Raw genomic sequence first — 14510 nt, 5'->3', positions numbered from 1 at the left:
TTTTTTATGCATGGAGAAACGATAATGTCTAAAGGCGGCTCGTCTAATACCCGGACTCCGGTAGAGTCTCCCGATTCACTGCAATCAACATCCTACGCAAAATTACTTTTTGCGCTCGGCGAGGGTGAGTGGGAGGGTGGGCTGGATGGCACGAATATTTTCCTTGATGGCACTCCCATCAAAAATGCAGATGGCTCAATTAACTTTCCCGGCGTTCAATATGAGTTCCGTTCTGGTACCCCCGATCAAACTCATATTCCAGGCATTCCAGACATTGAAAATGAAACAGCGATCGGTCTTGCGCTGACCAGTCAAACGCCATTTGTCCGGTCAGTGACTAATACTCAGTTATCAGCAGTTCGGTTTAGATTTTCATGGTCTGCGCTACAGCGCCAGCAAGATAACGGGGATGTGGTTGGTTATCGCATTGAATATGCTGTCGATGTGGCAACGGATGGCGGCGCTTATCAGCAGGTTTTAACCTCGGCGGTTGATGGTAAAACAACAACAAAATATGAGCGTAGCCACCGCATCGATTTACCTGATGCCACTACGGGCTGGCAGATCCGCATTCGTCGAATTACACCCAATTCAACCAGTAATATGATTGCTGATACGATGGTGATTGAAGCCATTACCGAGGTTATTGACGCAAAGCTGCGTTATCCAGAAACCGCTTTATTGTTCATTCAGTTTGACGCGAGCCAGTTCCAAAATATCCCTGTGGTTTCATCTGAGCCTAAGATGCGGATTGTCCGCATTCCCTCCAACTATGATCCCGCTACTCGTAGTTATTCGGGTATCTGGGATGGTTCGTTTAAGTGGGGCTGGACTGATAACCCGGCATGGATTTACTACGATATCTTGATTAGCGAGCGATTTGGCCTAGGCCAGCGGATTAAAGCTGCCAATCTCTACTACACAAAATTAGATTTATATCAGATTGCGCAATATTGCGATCAGCTCGTTCCAGACGGTCGCGGCGGTAATGGCACTGAGCCTCGGTTCCTTTGTAATATTTATATTCAGGCTCAAGCAGAGGCCTGGACGCTCATTAATGATGTGGGCGCAATATTCCGCGGCATGACATTCTGGGCTAACAATCAGATGAACGTTCTGGCCGATATGCCCCGTGATATGGATTACGCAATCACCCGCGCTAATGTGAAGGATGGAAAATTTACCTACAGCAGCGCCAGTGAAAAAACACATTATAGCCATGCGTTCGTGTCGTGGTCTGATCCGGCGAATGGTTATCAAGATGCGATTGAGCCAGTATCTGAAATTGCGCTAGTTCGCCGGTTTGGTGTGAAACAGGCGGATGTTACTGCTATCGGTTGCACTCGACAAACTGAGACGATTCGGCGCGGAAAGTGGGTTCTGCACACCAATGATGCTGATCGTTCTGTATCGTTCACTGTTGGTCTGGATGGGAGAATCCCGCTACCCGGCTATATTGTGGGAATTGCCGATGAAATGGTTGCCGGTCGTCCTCTTGGGGGGCGAATAAGCAAGGTTAACGGTCGCAATATTACACTCGATAGAGTTTCTTCTGCCGCCGTGGGTGAGCGACTCATCGTGAATCTTCCTACCGGAAAGAGCGAGGGGAGAACGATTCAAACTGTTGCGGGGAAAGTTATTACTGTCACAACGGCATTTAGCGTAACACCTGTTCCTCAATCGGTTTGGGCCATTGATGCTAGTGATCTAGCTTTACAGCTTTTTCGTGTTACGGGCATTACAGAGGGGAGCGATGGGGTTTCTTATGACATCACTGCTATCGAGTATGACCCCAATAAATTTGCCCGTATCGATACCGGGGCCAGAATTGAAGATCGGCCTATCAGCGTAATTCCGCCTGGTGTTCAGCCGCCACCAAAAAACGTGTTAATTGATAGTTTCTCTGCTCTTTCTCAAGGGCTGGCCATAACCACCTTGCGTGTTACATGGGAACCAGCAGCCAGCGCGATCGCATACGAGGCAGAGTGGCGACGCGATAATGGTAACTGGATATCAGCGCCACGTACTTCTGCTCAAGGATTTCAGGTTGAAGGGATATACGCTGGGCAATATCAGGCCCGCGTTCGGGCAATTAATTCCTCTGAGATATCCAGTATCTGGGCCAACGCGCAGGAAACCACACTAAAAGGCAAAGAGGGTAATCCTCCCATGCCTGTGGGTTTTGCAGCAACCAGTATCATATTCGGCATAACACTGAATTGGGGCTACCCAGCGGGCGCAGAAGATGCGTTAAAAACCGAGATTGAATATAGCCTGTCTGCCGATGGCACCGACGCCATGCTGTTGAGCGATGTGCCGCATCCGCAACGAAACTACACCATGCAGGGATTAAGGGCGGGGCAAGTGTTCTGGTTCCGCGCCCGAATCGTGGATAAATCCGGCAATCAGTCGCCGTGGATTGATTGGGTTCGTGGCATGTCGAGCACCGACACGAGCGCTATTCTCGAAGCGATTGGCGATGATTTTATAAAGAACTCAGTGGCTGGCCAGCAGCTGCTTAACGATGACTTTATGAATGCTGAGGCCATTCTTGAAACTGCTAACGCGAATAACGCCAGTATCAGGCAACAATTTGAACTGTATGGCAAAAATAGAGCACAGATTCTTGAACTCTGGACAACGCAGGCCAATGACGTACGCGCATTTGCTGAATACCAGCTATTAGTCACTGCCACATTTGAAGAACAGACCGCGGCTATTGATCAGAAAATGACGGCGGTTGTTGATGCCGATGGCGCAAGTGCAACCTACAGTTTACGTGCTGGATTAAACTATAAAGGTCAGTTTGTCAGTGCGGGTATGGTAATCGGTGCGGAGTTTATTAATGGGGTGGCTAAATCCTCAATCGGGTTTAATGCTGACCAATTTATATTACTCTCCGGTTCAACTGGTAATGTATTTTCGCCTTTTGCAGTGGTAAATGGTCAAGTGTTTATGAATGATGCATTTATTGCAAAGGCATCAATTGGGCGAGGAAAAATAACAGATACCCTTGAATCAGATAATTACGCTCAAGGACTGTCTGGTCTAAAGTTAGATTTTAAAAACGGCAATGCTGAATTTAATAATGTCACTATTCGGGGAACTGTATATGCAACGGCAGGTAAATTCAGCGGTACGATTGAGAGTAATGATGGTTATTTTGGTGGCACTGTTTATGCCCGAAAAATCATTGGCGATGTTGTTCAGGGAACCCATTTAAAAGGATATATAACCTCGACAGGATTAGTAACAGGAACGGTAACGGAACGAGTACCAAGTGGTGTGTTATGGAGCGTTTTTTCCTTTGATTCTGCGGATTTTGATAGAACATTAATCATTAACGGAGATGTGACATGGGGTAATATTTACTCTGGTAATGATTTGGGTGTTCTTATAAATGGTGTCGCTGTTCTTAACTTTGTAACCGGAGGCGCTTCAACTCCTGCATCTACCGTTGGCGGTGCTTCTTTTAATATACCTGCGACTTCTATAGGTGGTCGTGACGTACTGAGTATTAGATATAACAACTTTGGCGGGGGAAGCTCTAATGTCCCTCCCACATTTAATGCAACAGTATTAGTGTGTAAAAAAGGGAGCGGCGGTGTTCGTGTTGGCCCTAATAACGTAGCTACGTAAATAATAAATTTAATTACTAAACCTTTATAGCGTAAATAATAGCGAGAATAAACTATGGCTTGGTATAGAACAGGTCGGGCTTCGTCCGTGGCTGGAAGTAATGTTATTACAGGTACGGGAACATTATGGGCCAATAATGTGTTTGGTATTGCACCGGGCCAAACATTATCAATCCCCGGCGCAGGTCAGGTGCTGCAATATGAAATTTTAGCTGTGGACAGTGACACTAAAATCAGGATTGCAACGAACGCGACGACGACGATAACTAATTCAGAATATGCAATAGTCACAACAGTTGCTAACTCATATTCCGCACTGGCTCGGCAAACGTCGGCAAATTTAGCCGTATATGAAAAATTATTGAGTGACTGGAATAATATTACTACCGGGACTGGCAATGTAACCATAATTGCACCAGACGGCACACAAGTAATCATGCCGTCATTTAATCAAATGAACATCAATATAAATAGTAAATTGCCACTCACTGGCGGGACATTAACAGGGGCATTAGTCTCTAAAGTTCCTAATGCTATTACGCTAACACCGATAGATGCCACGGCATATAACTGGATTCACTGGACTCAAGTAGATGGGACTCCGGGTTGGCGTATGGGCCGCTTGGAAAACAACGGGGCATTTTATCTTAGAGATTATAGTGCTGGCGGCGTGACCGCCCTTAATTTAAAACAAGGCGAATATATTTGGACGTCGGGCAATCTGGTCAGGACAACAAACGACGCAGACGTTACTCGGGGTCGTGTACTATCAGTGGGTAATAGCGGGTTAGCGGGTAATGCCGTTTCAACTACTGATAATGCGTTCTTACACCCAGTAGGCACTATTGGCTTTACTACTAGTAGTAATTGGGGGGGCGGCCCGCCTACGGATATCAGCGGATCATTACCGGCTCATTGGGAAACACTTTCGATGGGGGTGAGCGGTACAGCTAATAATGATGGTTCGGTATCTGCGGGAAACAGGAAAGCGACAATTTCGATACAGACATATAATAGAGGTTCGGGTTGGCCGCAGGTGTATGTTAGGTCTCAGCACGACACAACGTTAAGCCCCATCGCGATGCTCTATCACACCAACAACACAACAGTAGATTCCAATGGTTTTCTGAAAAAAGCCTCGCCGGTGGTGAAGTTATACGGCGACGGCAGCTCTGAAACAAATCATGAGTCTGAGGGGGCTATTTCAGAACGCATTAGTGAGGGGGTCTATAAAATCACTGGTGTACTCGGCTTTAACTCTGATGACAGTTGGGGTGGGGTAGATGGGGGCATAGAAATCCCGATCGACAAGAACAAGCAACCGTTAATATGGGTTGATTATGAGATCGATGAGGGCGGTGACTTAATCATTAAGACATATCATCGCACACATCCGGCTTCCCCAGTATTTGCACAGAACAACATCAAAGATTATGAAGATGGCCAGCCGATTGACATCCCAACCGGACGCTTTGTTGATCTGCGCGTTCAGATGCCGGGAGTTGAAGAAATAGAACCGCCACTAACTGAAGCATAAATGCAAAACCGGGCTTAATGGGCCCGGTCTATTCATCCGTATTATATATTTGTAACCAACCACTGGACTGAATCCTAATTTAAATAGTTCACACCTGCATCACTGATCCCGGCATCAATATAATCAATCCGCTTTTGTAGCTCACTAACGATATGCCGCGCCTGCTCGACGGTTATCTCCATTGTCTGAATCACTTCCGCATTGGATAAGATTGGCGGGCTTTTTACCTTGGCATTGAAAATCATGGATTTGCTGCGTGTTGAGTGGCTGATGGTCAGAGAGTCAAACTTATAGATCACAGAAAAATTCTGTTCGAAGCCTTTAGTAGCTGACATGAGTAGAACCTCACATAGATAAAATTACTGTGTAAATATACAGTATAAATTATCTAACCGCCAATACGTTTTAAGTGAGTCATGGGGAAAAATATTTTTATCTACATTTAGAGTAGAGATACATTGACTCAGTACTGAATAGGAGCGCTGAGTCAATGCATCTTGGATTCATTTAATGATTTTATCTATTGTTTTCTGGTCTTTGTATGTGTTTATTATTAGTCTTATCCATGCATCAGAATATAAATAAAAATCAAATCCTTCAACATAGCTAGCATATTCCCCTTTAAAAGAAGGATCTATGTTTTGTGGTCGAGCATTGAAAAATTTCCAAAATTTAGTATGAGTTGTAAGGTTGAATTCTTTTATTTTTTTTTGTACTAATTCAACTACTTTCTTCGGTTTCAACTTGAATTGATTTTCAACACCTTTTATGAAAGCAATTCCAGAGTCGTATTTTTTTAGTTCTTCTTGAGACAGATTATTAACATTAATGAATTCAATTGCTAAATCTGATTGTGCTGCTTTTTTACCAACTAGTGGAACTAATAAGGCCCTTACTCTAAATTGTTGGCTTTCAATTATATTATCAGTGAGTTCCTTTTTATAGTCATCAATGTACTGCTTAACAACTTCAAAGTTAAGGCATTGTATCTGTTTTATCGCCTCAATCTGTGCTTGCTGAGAAGCTCGTGTTAGCTGCATTGCTAAAGCTAAATTAAGCATTAACGCATTATCATCCCCAAACTCATTAATAATTAATGTTTCAAAATTATTAAGTGCAGCTTGGCACTCACCAAATGTGAGTAAATCAATAGTTGGTAACCCTCTATGTTCTATAATGTTTCTTAAGCCAATTAAAAATATAAGGTTATGTTTTTCAGCTGGCTCAGTTCCATTCCAGTATTCAGTACAGCAGCTTTTTAATTCCCAGGCTTTCTCTTGTCCATCAACAAGTTTGGGTTTTTTATTTTCATCAAGATAGAAATAAGGAGTTCCGCGCTTTTCAAAAATTGCATGAAACAATGCTGTATATGCAATAATAATATTGATTACGAAACCATATGTCTTAAATTCAGTAAATGGATTGTTGTATGTGGCCACCGCAAGTAATGCAAATTCTCTAGCTTTTTTAAGATTTATACTTCTAGCTGAAAGTGGCTTTTCATCAAAGTTTTTTTGGCTATTTATATTTCTGAAATCTTCTTTACTTAGAAATTTAATACCGGTAGTTGTAAATTGAGTGCCATCACGAGCAATGTATTTTTCCCACTTTTTTGAGGGGTAAGTTTTACATGTTTTAACTTTCCAGCCAGTAGCAATAGCAAGTTCATCTATAGTAAATGATTGAGCCTGATTCTCCATTTTAACCAAAAAATCATAAGCTAGATCGACCTTATCAAACTTACTCATAAATCATCCTTTTAAGAGTCAGATACAAGAATCTTCAATGCAAAAAGGCCCCAACATTCCTGAAGGGGCCTTTTGATTTTTAATGGAGCCGCGTATCTTTTGCGTATCCTTTTTGGTCTAAACTAGGTCAGTGCTTCGTCCGGTCATTTATCATAAGTTACTGGTTTATATGATACTGTCCGGTCACTGTCCTATCAAAAGTGGTGGAGCTGGGGGGATTTGAACCCCCGTCCGAAATTACTACGCCGTCGGCACTACATGCTTAGTCCAGTCATTACATTCGCCGGTTAGCTGCGGACGGACACGCCACTAACAAACTATCCTGATTAGGTTTAACGTTTTCACCCCAGGCAAGGTGTCCACGCGATCTCTTTTAGGTTTGACCTCTCTTGATCCCCGTCCTAAGAGCGGAGGCTAGGGAGAGAGGGAATCTTCAGTTTCTTAGGCTGATTAAGCTGCTAAAGCAGCAGATTCGTATTGCGAGTCGTTTGCAATTATTTTTTTTGCGGTTTTTTACGAGGCCTCCGCACCTCGGCATGCACCTTGGGTTTCGCGAATCCCGTCGAATCCAGAATCAGCCCCAAAGAACTTCACTAGTATAACAGAACTATGTCCTGCTAAGCCAGTCACTTAACGATTTGCGTGCTTCATGATACGCGCTTTGTCTAACTTCCACTCACGATCTTTAATATCGTCGCGCTTATCGTGGTCTTTTTTACCTTTGGCGACACCGATTTTAACTTTAACCCAAGCATTTTTCCAATATACGGAAAGGGCAACTACAGTAAATCCGTCGCGATTAACTTTACCAATCAACGAATCCAGTTCGCGTTTGTTTAGTAGCAGTTTACGGGTACGCATTGGCTCGCAGACAACATGTGTCGATGCCACGTTTAACGGTGTAATGGTGGCACCAAATAAGAATGCCTCGCCGTTTCTAAAGGTTACGTAGCTATCACTAATGTTGGCTTTGCCAGCACGCAGAGATTTTACTTCCCAACCTTGCAATGAAAGGCCTGCCTCGAACTCTTCTTCAATGAAGTATTCATGACGGGCACGTTTGTTTTGCGCAATGGTTGCGGAACCGGGTTTGTATGCTTTTTTCTTTGTCATAGTATTGATCATTATACTGTATGCGGAGGCGAATGAAATCCTTTCCCGCAGGATGCCTGTGCATTTTGTCTCATTTGTTGCGAGTAATGACTAGCAGATTTTTTGTCTGGCGGTGGATAAATGGTATTATCAGCGCGTTTTATGTCTCACAGGAAATGTTATGCCACAAATTAGCCGCTCTGCGTTGGTACCATTTAGCGTAGAACAGATGTATCAACTGGTTAATGATGTTCGCTCTTATCCAGAATTTTTACCGGGCTGTACCGGAAGTCGGGTACTTGATGCTACTGAAAATGAAATGACGGCTGCCGTCGATGTTGCTAAGGCCGGAATAAGCAAAACCTTCACGACACGCAATATACTCACTGATAACCAGAGTATTGATATGCAACTGGTTGATGGGCCATTTCGTAAATTAATGGGGGGATGGCATTTTACCCCACTAAGTGCGGATGCTTGTAAGGTTGAATTGCACCTTGATTTTGAATTTACTAACAAGTTGATTGAGTTGGCTTTTGGTAAAATATTCAAAGAATTAGCTGGGAATATGGTGCAAGCGTTCACCCAACGCGCAAAAGAGGTTTACAGTGTCTGATATTCGCGTTGAGGTGGTTTATGCCTTACCTGAGCGTCAATATTTGCGAACTGTTTCTCTTGAGGCTGGAAGCACAGTTGAAGAGGCAATTAAAGCGTCGGGTCTGCTTGAGTTGCGCTCTGATATTGATCTGACAAAGAATAAAGTGGGTGTCTACAGTCGCCCTGTGAAACTTGGCGATAAACTAAATGATGGGGATCGAGTTGAGATATATCGCCCACTAATTGCAGATCCAAAAGAACTGCGGCGGCAGCGCGCTGAGCAAGCAAAAAAATAAGGCACAGTCTGCGCCTTATTTTTTGTGGTAGCCTTGGACTGCGTTGAAGAAAAACGTGTGCTGTCAGGTGGCTGCGTAAGCATTAATAGACTTTGTGCCTAAGGCCTTAACCAGCGTTCGCTCCCTCAATCTGCTCAGCAATCTTAGGATAAATTAATTTCCTGCTAACGTTGGCTCATTTTTGATATCAGTCAGTACACCACTGCTATCGAAGGTCAACGTTAATGTTTGTTGTGTAACTTTCTCGTGGCCAGGTTGCTGACGGAATACGTAGAACCAGGTTTTAGTACCGAACGGGTCTTGTAGCATTGGGGTGCCTAAGGTATATGCCACTTGTTGCTGGGTCATACCTTTATGAATTTTGGACGCGTCATTAGGTGATAAATAGTTACCCTGATTAATATCAGGCCGGTAGACCACCTTCTCCAGCGTTGAACAACCCGCAGTAAGCATTGCAAGCATCACAGCGGCGGCAGTCAGCATTTTACAGCGCATAGTAATCACATTCCTTTAGGGCGTAGGATGACGATGATAATAGACCTTGCAGCAGTTGGAAACCTTTACAGGGCACCTGTATGACCTCTGGAAAGGAAAAAAGTTAATCTTTTCTATGCCGCGAGCAATTCTTTTGCATTTGCCAAGGTGTTTTTCGTCACTTCACTACCGCCCAGAAGGCGCGCCAACTCTTGCAAGCGGGCTTTTTTATCTAGCCGATGCATATGAGTTTCGGTTTCAGTTCCATCAGTTTGTTTACTCACAAAGAAATGTTGATGACCACAGCCTGCAACCTGCGGCAGGTGAGTGACACACATAACTTGAGTGGACTCACCCAACTGGCGTAACAGGCGACCCACTATGGCGGCTGTTGGCCCACTGATACCTACATCGACCTCATCAAAGATAAGCGCAGGAGTATCCATTTTACGCGCTGTAATGACCTGAATAGCCAATGCGATGCGAGAAAGCTCACCACCTGAGGCAACCTTAGCCAGCGGTTGCAGTGGTTGCCCGGGGTTTGTGGTAACACAGAATTCGATTCGGGTAGCTCCTTCAGCGCTCAGGTGCTCAGGTTCAAACAGCGTTTCAATAGTGAATCTGCCATGTGGCATGGACAGTTCGTGCATACTTTCAGTGATAAGTGCGGCCAATTCGTTAGCATAATGTTGGCGTTCTTCATGTAACCGCCTGGCGATAGCTAATGCATGCTGATAGTGAGTATTGACTGCATAGCTGAGCTGTTCGTGATCATTTTCTTGTTGTGAGAGCTGCGCTTGCTCATCCAGTAGTTGTTGATGAAATTGTGGTAACTCTTCTGGGGCAACGTGGTGTTTACGAGCCAGATTTAATTGACGAGATAATCGCTGTTCCAGTTCATACAGACGATTCGGATCCATATCAAATTGTTCGGCATAATGACGTAATTCATCACTAGCTTCACTGATTTGGATCGAGGCTTCTTCCAGCATATTCAGCAAATTATTAAATTGTTCATCCATTCCTGCCAGTTCTGTAAGTTGCTGCTTGGCTGAGTAGAGTTGGCTGAGAATATTATTCTGCTCATCATCAGACAGTAACTGTAGGGTTTGTTGGCTGAGTGATAACAACTGACCGCTGTTTGCCAGACGTTTATATTCGACATCAATCTGTTCATATTCCCCAGCTTGTGGGGCAAATGAATTCAACTCTTTTAATTGATATTGCAATAGCTCGTGGCGAGCATTACGCTCCAGTGATTGTTGCTGATGCAGTGCCAGAGCACGGCAGCTTTGGTGCCAGATTTGATAGGCTGCTTTCATTTCAATGAGCAGGACAGATTGGTTTGCGTAAGCATCTAGCAATTGCTTTTGATGATCAGGTCTTAGCAATAGTTGATGGGCATGCTGGCCGTGGATTTGAATTAAATGCTGTCCCAGTTCCCGTAATTGGGACAATGGCACGGCTGTTCCATTAATAAACCCTCTTGAGCGGCCATCAGAGCCAATAGCACGCCGCAGCAAACACTCGTTGCTGTCATCCAGATGATTGTCTTCCAACCATTGTCGGGCTGATGGGGTGTCTGCTAATGAGAAACGAGCGCAAATATCAGCGCGGGTTGCCCCCAAACGCACCATACTACCGTCTGAACGGCTGCCAAGGCATAACCCCAATGCATCTATGGCGATGGATTTACCCGCCCCCGTTTCACCAGTAATTGCTGTCATTCCAGGTTGAAAATCAATTTCTAGCTCACGCACAATAGCAAAGTTACTGATGGTTAATTGGGCCAGCATGGTAAATCTCCTGTACATAAACACATGTCTGTATTTGAATACAGTATAGACTGGTTTTATATACAGTAAAGTCCTTGATGTACTTTTTAGAATAATTTTTTTGACCAACCCAGCTTTGTACTTAACGTGTTGAAATAACTGTAGTCCTTGGGGTGAATGAGATTGAGGTGGAAATCACTGCGCCGAATTAAAACCTCTTCTCCTTCCTGAATCGGCAGTGCTATCTGGCTATCGCAACTAATTTCCAGGTCACTGGTGATTTGGGAAAACTTAAGGCGGATGGTACTGCTACTATTAATAACTAGCGGGCGAGCAGTCAGAGTGTGCGGGAACATGGGAACCAAAACGATGGCATCCAGTGTTGGTGTTAATATAGGGCCACCCGCCGAGAGTGAATAAGCGGTAGAACCGGTAGGTGTGGCGATAATTAACCCATCAGAGCGCTGGGAGAAGGCGAAGCGATCATCAATATACACTTCGAATTCGATCATGTGGGCTACTTTACCCGGGTGCAAAACCACTTCATTGATTGCTGTACTGATGCGGCTTTGCTGATTTGTTCGTGTGACTTGCGCTTCCAGCAAGAAACGTTGTTCGCTGAGATATTCGCCTTCCAGCACATCGGAAAGTTGTTGCTGAGCATTATCGGGGTCTAAATCGGTCAAAAAGCCCAGATTGCCTCGGTTGACACCAATCACTTTGATATTATAGCGGGCCAATACCCGAGCTGCGCCCAGCATATTTCCATCACCGCCGACCACGACGGCCAAATCCGCTTTTTGGCCGATATCAGCCAAACTACCGGTAACGGCGCTGGTTAAATTGAGATCCTTAGCAATCTGTTGTTCCACCATAACGTCATAACCTCTGGCGTTTAACCAGTGGTAAAGCATTTCATGGGTGGCAAGTGCGGCCGGGTGCCGTGGGTGACCGACAATACCAATACAATTGAATCTTTTATTATTCATTGCCGTGATTTTCCTCAATGGGGTGTCTTTTACCCCACATTATGACCGGTTCCCTTGAATCCCCGGTTTTGATCCCCATAATAAGCCAAGTAGCGAGATTAATGCTAAAACGCGGAGATATCCATGAGTAGTAAAGAACAGAAAACACCAAACGAGCAAGTCTCGGAAGAAATGGAAAATACAGCAGAGCAGCAAGTGGAAGCGACACAAGAGACGGGTGAAGGTGTAGATCCGCGTGTTGCCGAGCTTGAAGCGCAGTTGGCTGCAGCTGTACAGCGTGAGCGCGAGAGCTTGCTACGCGCGAAGGCTGAAGTTGAGAATATCCGTCGTCGCACTGAACAGGATGTTGAAAAAGCGCATAAATTTGCGTTGGAAAAATTCTCATCCGAATTATTGCCGGTGATCGACAATCTGGAGCGCGCGCTGGATACTGCCGACAAAACCAATGCTGAATTGACAGCAATGATAGAAGGCGTCGAACTGACCCTAAAATCATTGCTTGATGCTGTCGGTAAATACGGTATTCAAGTTGTCAGTGAGACTAACGTGCCGTTTAACCCTGAAGTTCATCAGGCAATGACGATGCTTGAATCTGCAGATCATGAACCAAATCACGTCATGATGGTGATGCAAAAAGGCTATACGCTGAATGGCCGTCTGTTACGTCCGGCGATGGTCGCGGTATCTAAAGCGAAATCTTAAGGTGTCCTGATGTGGAAAGGCACCTTTGCGGGTGCCTTTTTTGTTTGTTTTCTTCAGTAAATGACGTTTTATTCAGCCGTTGGCAATTTAGGTTGCCAGTCAATCGGTTGCTGACCATGCTGTTGCAAGAGTTGGTTTGCTTGCGAAAAGTGCTTACAACCAAGAAAACCGCGATGTGCGGAGAGCGGTGATGGATGTGGGGCTTTTAAAATAAAGTGGCGCTGGGTATCAATGATACGGCCCTTTTTCTGAGCATGTGCTCCCCACAACATAAAAATCACACCATCACGATGTTCATTCAGTGCTGCAATGACTTTATCGGTAAAGGTTTCCCAGCCAAGGTTGGCATGTGAGTGCGCGTTACCTGCTTCGACAGTCAGTACGGTATTGAGCAGCAATACACCTTGCTCGGCCCAGCTTTGTAAGAAACCATGATTGGGGCGTTGGAAGCCGGGAATATCGGTAGCCAGCTCTTTGTAGATATTGACCAAAGAGGGCGGTGCTGGGACACCTGGCAAGACAGAGAATGATAACCCATGAGCTTGATTAGGGCCGTGGTAAGGGTCTTGACCCAAAATAACCACTTTGACCTGATCCAATTCGGTCAGGCGAAAAGCATTAAAGACATCGTGTTGTGCCGGATAAATGGTTTTGCCAGCATTGCGCTCTGCTGCTACATAGGCCAGCGTATCTTTAAAATAAGGTTGTTCTTTTTCCTGGCCGATCACATCGTGCCAGGTAAGGGAGGCGGACATAAACACTCTCCTTGGTTTCTCTAAGATATTGATGTGCACTAGCTTACCGGTTCAAACCTACGAGTGAAACCGCTAAACCTGAGTCTGTGACATAATGATGTTTTTTTGACCATTCAATGTAAAAAATGTTGAAAATTTACAAAAAAAATTGCTCTAATCCAGATTGATAAAATTGATATAAAACATAAATTTGCCTGTGCTGTGATTGTCGTGCTGGTTGAAAGATTGATTTAAGTCAAAGAATCACGACGGTCTGACTGGTATATAGAACAATAAGACAACAATGGTTTTACCAAATAACCAAGATAGTTTCTCCCCCTTGGAATTTATAGCCGTATTACGGAGGCACCAAATGATTACTGGTATTCAAATTACTAAAGCTAACAATGAAGCCTTGCTGAACTCTTTCTGGCTGTTGGATGATGAAAAATCTGAGCTACGTTGCGTTTGCGCGAAAGCTGGCTACGCAGAAGATCAAATTGTTCCGGCAAGTGAGTTAGGCCAGATCGAATATCGTGAAATTCCGTTGGAAGTACAACCAACGGTGCGTGTTGAAGGTGGTCAGCATTTGAACGTAAACGTTCTGCGCCGCGAAACACTGGAAGATGCAGTCAAACATCCAGAAAAATATCCTCAGTTGACGATTCGTGTATCCGGCTATGCCGTACGTTTCAACTCACTGACACCAGAACAGCAACGCGATGTGATTACTCGTACTTTCACTGAAAGCCTGTAATTTTTGTCATAGTAACTAAGTCTCAAATTCTAAAGGGAACCTCTGTGGTTCCCTTTTCTGTTCCTGCGATTTGTTTATCGATAAGTTAGACTGAGATCACAATATTCATTTTATATAAATAAATCTTACCATTTCCATTTAAGAACTCATCCGATGTGTCGATAGATAAAG

General features: G+C 44.4%; 13 protein-coding genes and 1 other RNA gene. 6 read left to right on the top strand and 8 right to left on the bottom strand.

From position 1 onward, the window contains the following. The first annotated feature begins 24 nt into the window (after positions 1-24). Together gpJ and FTB31_RS05815 are read left to right on the top strand one after the other, a co-directional pair. Entirely contained in the window at positions 25-3639 is a 3615-nt protein-coding gene (gpJ, locus tag FTB31_RS05820; protein ID WP_227731195.1) for a TipJ family phage tail tip protein, read from the top strand. Between the two features lie 87 nt (positions 3640-3726). After that, positions 3727-5175, top strand: coding sequence for a phage tail fiber protein (locus FTB31_RS05815; protein ID WP_227731194.1), 1449 nt, complete (start codon positions 3727-3729; stop codon positions 5173-5175). A 74-nt stretch (positions 5176-5249) separates the two neighbouring features. Here FTB31_RS05815 and FTB31_RS05810 read toward each other — a convergent pair whose 3' ends face one another. From FTB31_RS05810 to smpB, 4 genes are all read right to left on the bottom strand, one after another. Then, complete coding sequence (locus tag FTB31_RS05810; protein WP_057620779.1) at positions 5250-5510, bottom strand: hypothetical protein; 261 nt, start codon at positions 5508-5510, stop codon at positions 5250-5252. Positions 5511-5678: 168 nt separating this feature from the next. Further along, positions 5679-6923: a DUF3644 domain-containing protein gene (locus FTB31_RS05805; protein ID WP_227731193.1), complete on the bottom strand. Its 1245-nt coding sequence runs from the start codon at positions 6921-6923 to the stop codon at positions 5679-5681. Between the two features lie 201 nt (positions 6924-7124). Next, positions 7125-7505: a transfer-messenger RNA gene (gene ssrA / locus FTB31_RS05800) on the bottom strand. Between the two features lie 48 nt (positions 7506-7553). Further along, positions 7554-8036, bottom strand: a complete 483-nt coding sequence (gene smpB / locus FTB31_RS05795) for an SsrA-binding protein SmpB (protein ID WP_005166313.1) — start codon at positions 8034-8036, stop codon at positions 7554-7556. Between the two features lie 160 nt (positions 8037-8196). On the opposite strand from smpB, the gene FTB31_RS05790 reads away from it, so the two are divergent. Continuing rightward, on the top strand, positions 8197-8631 hold the full coding sequence (locus tag FTB31_RS05790) for a type II toxin-antitoxin system RatA family toxin (protein WP_217697177.1): 435 nt from the start codon (positions 8197-8199) through the stop codon (positions 8629-8631). Further along, on the top strand, positions 8624-8908 hold the full coding sequence (locus FTB31_RS05785) for an RnfH family protein (protein WP_005172790.1): 285 nt from the start codon (positions 8624-8626) through the stop codon (positions 8906-8908). The genes FTB31_RS05790 and FTB31_RS05785 overlap by 8 nt, the downstream gene beginning before the upstream one ends. 153 nt (positions 8909-9061) lie before the next feature. Here the strand turns inward: FTB31_RS05785 and bamE are convergent, their stop codons facing one another. The 3 genes from bamE to nadK all read right to left on the bottom strand — a co-directional run bounded on the left by bamE (position 9062) and on the right by nadK (position 12146). Then, positions 9062-9403 carry an outer membrane protein assembly factor BamE gene (gene bamE / locus FTB31_RS05780; protein WP_019212230.1) on the bottom strand — a complete coding sequence of 114 codons (342 nt, stop codon included), beginning with the start codon at positions 9401-9403 and terminating at the stop codon, positions 9062-9064. A gap of 113 nt (positions 9404-9516) precedes the next feature. Continuing rightward, the gene (recN, locus tag FTB31_RS05775; protein WP_227731192.1) at positions 9517-11178 is read right to left on the bottom strand and encodes a DNA repair protein RecN; all 1662 of its coding nucleotides are present in this window, start codon (positions 11176-11178) and stop codon (positions 9517-9519) included. A gap of 86 nt (positions 11179-11264) precedes the next feature. Continuing rightward, on the bottom strand, positions 11265-12146 hold the full coding sequence (gene nadK / locus FTB31_RS05770) for an NAD(+) kinase (RefSeq protein ID WP_050076448.1): 882 nt from the start codon (positions 12144-12146) through the stop codon (positions 11265-11267). A 123-nt stretch (positions 12147-12269) separates the two neighbouring features. Here nadK and grpE point away from each other — a divergent pair, with 123 nt between their 5' ends. Continuing rightward, positions 12270-12848: a nucleotide exchange factor GrpE gene (gene grpE, locus FTB31_RS05765; protein WP_050076447.1), complete on the top strand. Its 579-nt coding sequence runs from the start codon at positions 12270-12272 to the stop codon at positions 12846-12848. A 68-nt stretch (positions 12849-12916) separates the two neighbouring features. Here grpE and ung read toward each other — a convergent pair whose 3' ends face one another. Next, on the bottom strand, positions 12917-13603 hold the full coding sequence (gene ung, locus FTB31_RS05760; RefSeq protein ID WP_050076446.1) for a uracil-DNA glycosylase: 687 nt from the start codon (positions 13601-13603) through the stop codon (positions 12917-12919). Positions 13604-13955: 352 nt separating this feature from the next. Here ung and grcA point away from each other — a divergent pair, with 352 nt between their 5' ends. Beyond that, complete coding sequence (grcA, locus tag FTB31_RS05755) at positions 13956-14339, top strand: autonomous glycyl radical cofactor GrcA (RefSeq protein WP_050076445.1); 384 nt, start codon at positions 13956-13958, stop codon at positions 14337-14339. Positions 14340-14510: the final 171 nt, after the last annotated feature.

It is taken from the genome of Yersinia proxima, assembly GCF_902170785.1.
Classification (GTDB): Bacteria; Pseudomonadota; Gammaproteobacteria; order Enterobacterales; family Enterobacteriaceae; genus Yersinia; species Yersinia proxima.
This window is presented reverse-complemented; position numbering and strand designations above follow the sequence as displayed.

Coding starts and splice junctions, on each gene's coding strand:
- FTB31_RS05810 (WP_057620779.1), bottom strand. CDS start 5,510: ATGTCAGCTACTAAAGGCTTCGAACAGAATTTTTCTGTGATCTATAAG.
- ung (WP_050076446.1), bottom strand. CDS start 13,603: ATGTCCGCCTCCCTTACCTGGCACGATGTGATCGGCCAGGAAAAAGAA.
- grpE (WP_050076447.1), top strand. CDS start 12,270: ATGAGTAGTAAAGAACAGAAAACACCAAACGAGCAAGTCTCGGAAGAA.
- recN (WP_227731192.1), bottom strand. CDS start 11,178: ATGCTGGCCCAATTAACCATCAGTAACTTTGCTATTGTGCGTGAGCTA.
- FTB31_RS05790 (WP_217697177.1), top strand. CDS start 8,197: ATGCCACAAATTAGCCGCTCTGCGTTGGTACCATTTAGCGTAGAACAG.
- nadK (WP_050076448.1), bottom strand. CDS start 12,146: ATGAATAATAAAAGATTCAATTGTATTGGTATTGTCGGTCACCCACGG.
- gpJ (WP_227731195.1), top strand. CDS start 25: ATGTCTAAAGGCGGCTCGTCTAATACCCGGACTCCGGTAGAGTCTCCC.
- bamE (WP_019212230.1), bottom strand. CDS start 9,403: ATGCGCTGTAAAATGCTGACTGCCGCCGCTGTGATGCTTGCAATGCTT.
- FTB31_RS05805 (WP_227731193.1), bottom strand. CDS start 6,923: ATGAGTAAGTTTGATAAGGTCGATCTAGCTTATGATTTTTTGGTTAAA.
- smpB (WP_005166313.1), bottom strand. CDS start 8,036: ATGACAAAGAAAAAAGCATACAAACCCGGTTCCGCAACCATTGCGCAA.
- grcA (WP_050076445.1), top strand. CDS start 13,956: ATGATTACTGGTATTCAAATTACTAAAGCTAACAATGAAGCCTTGCTG.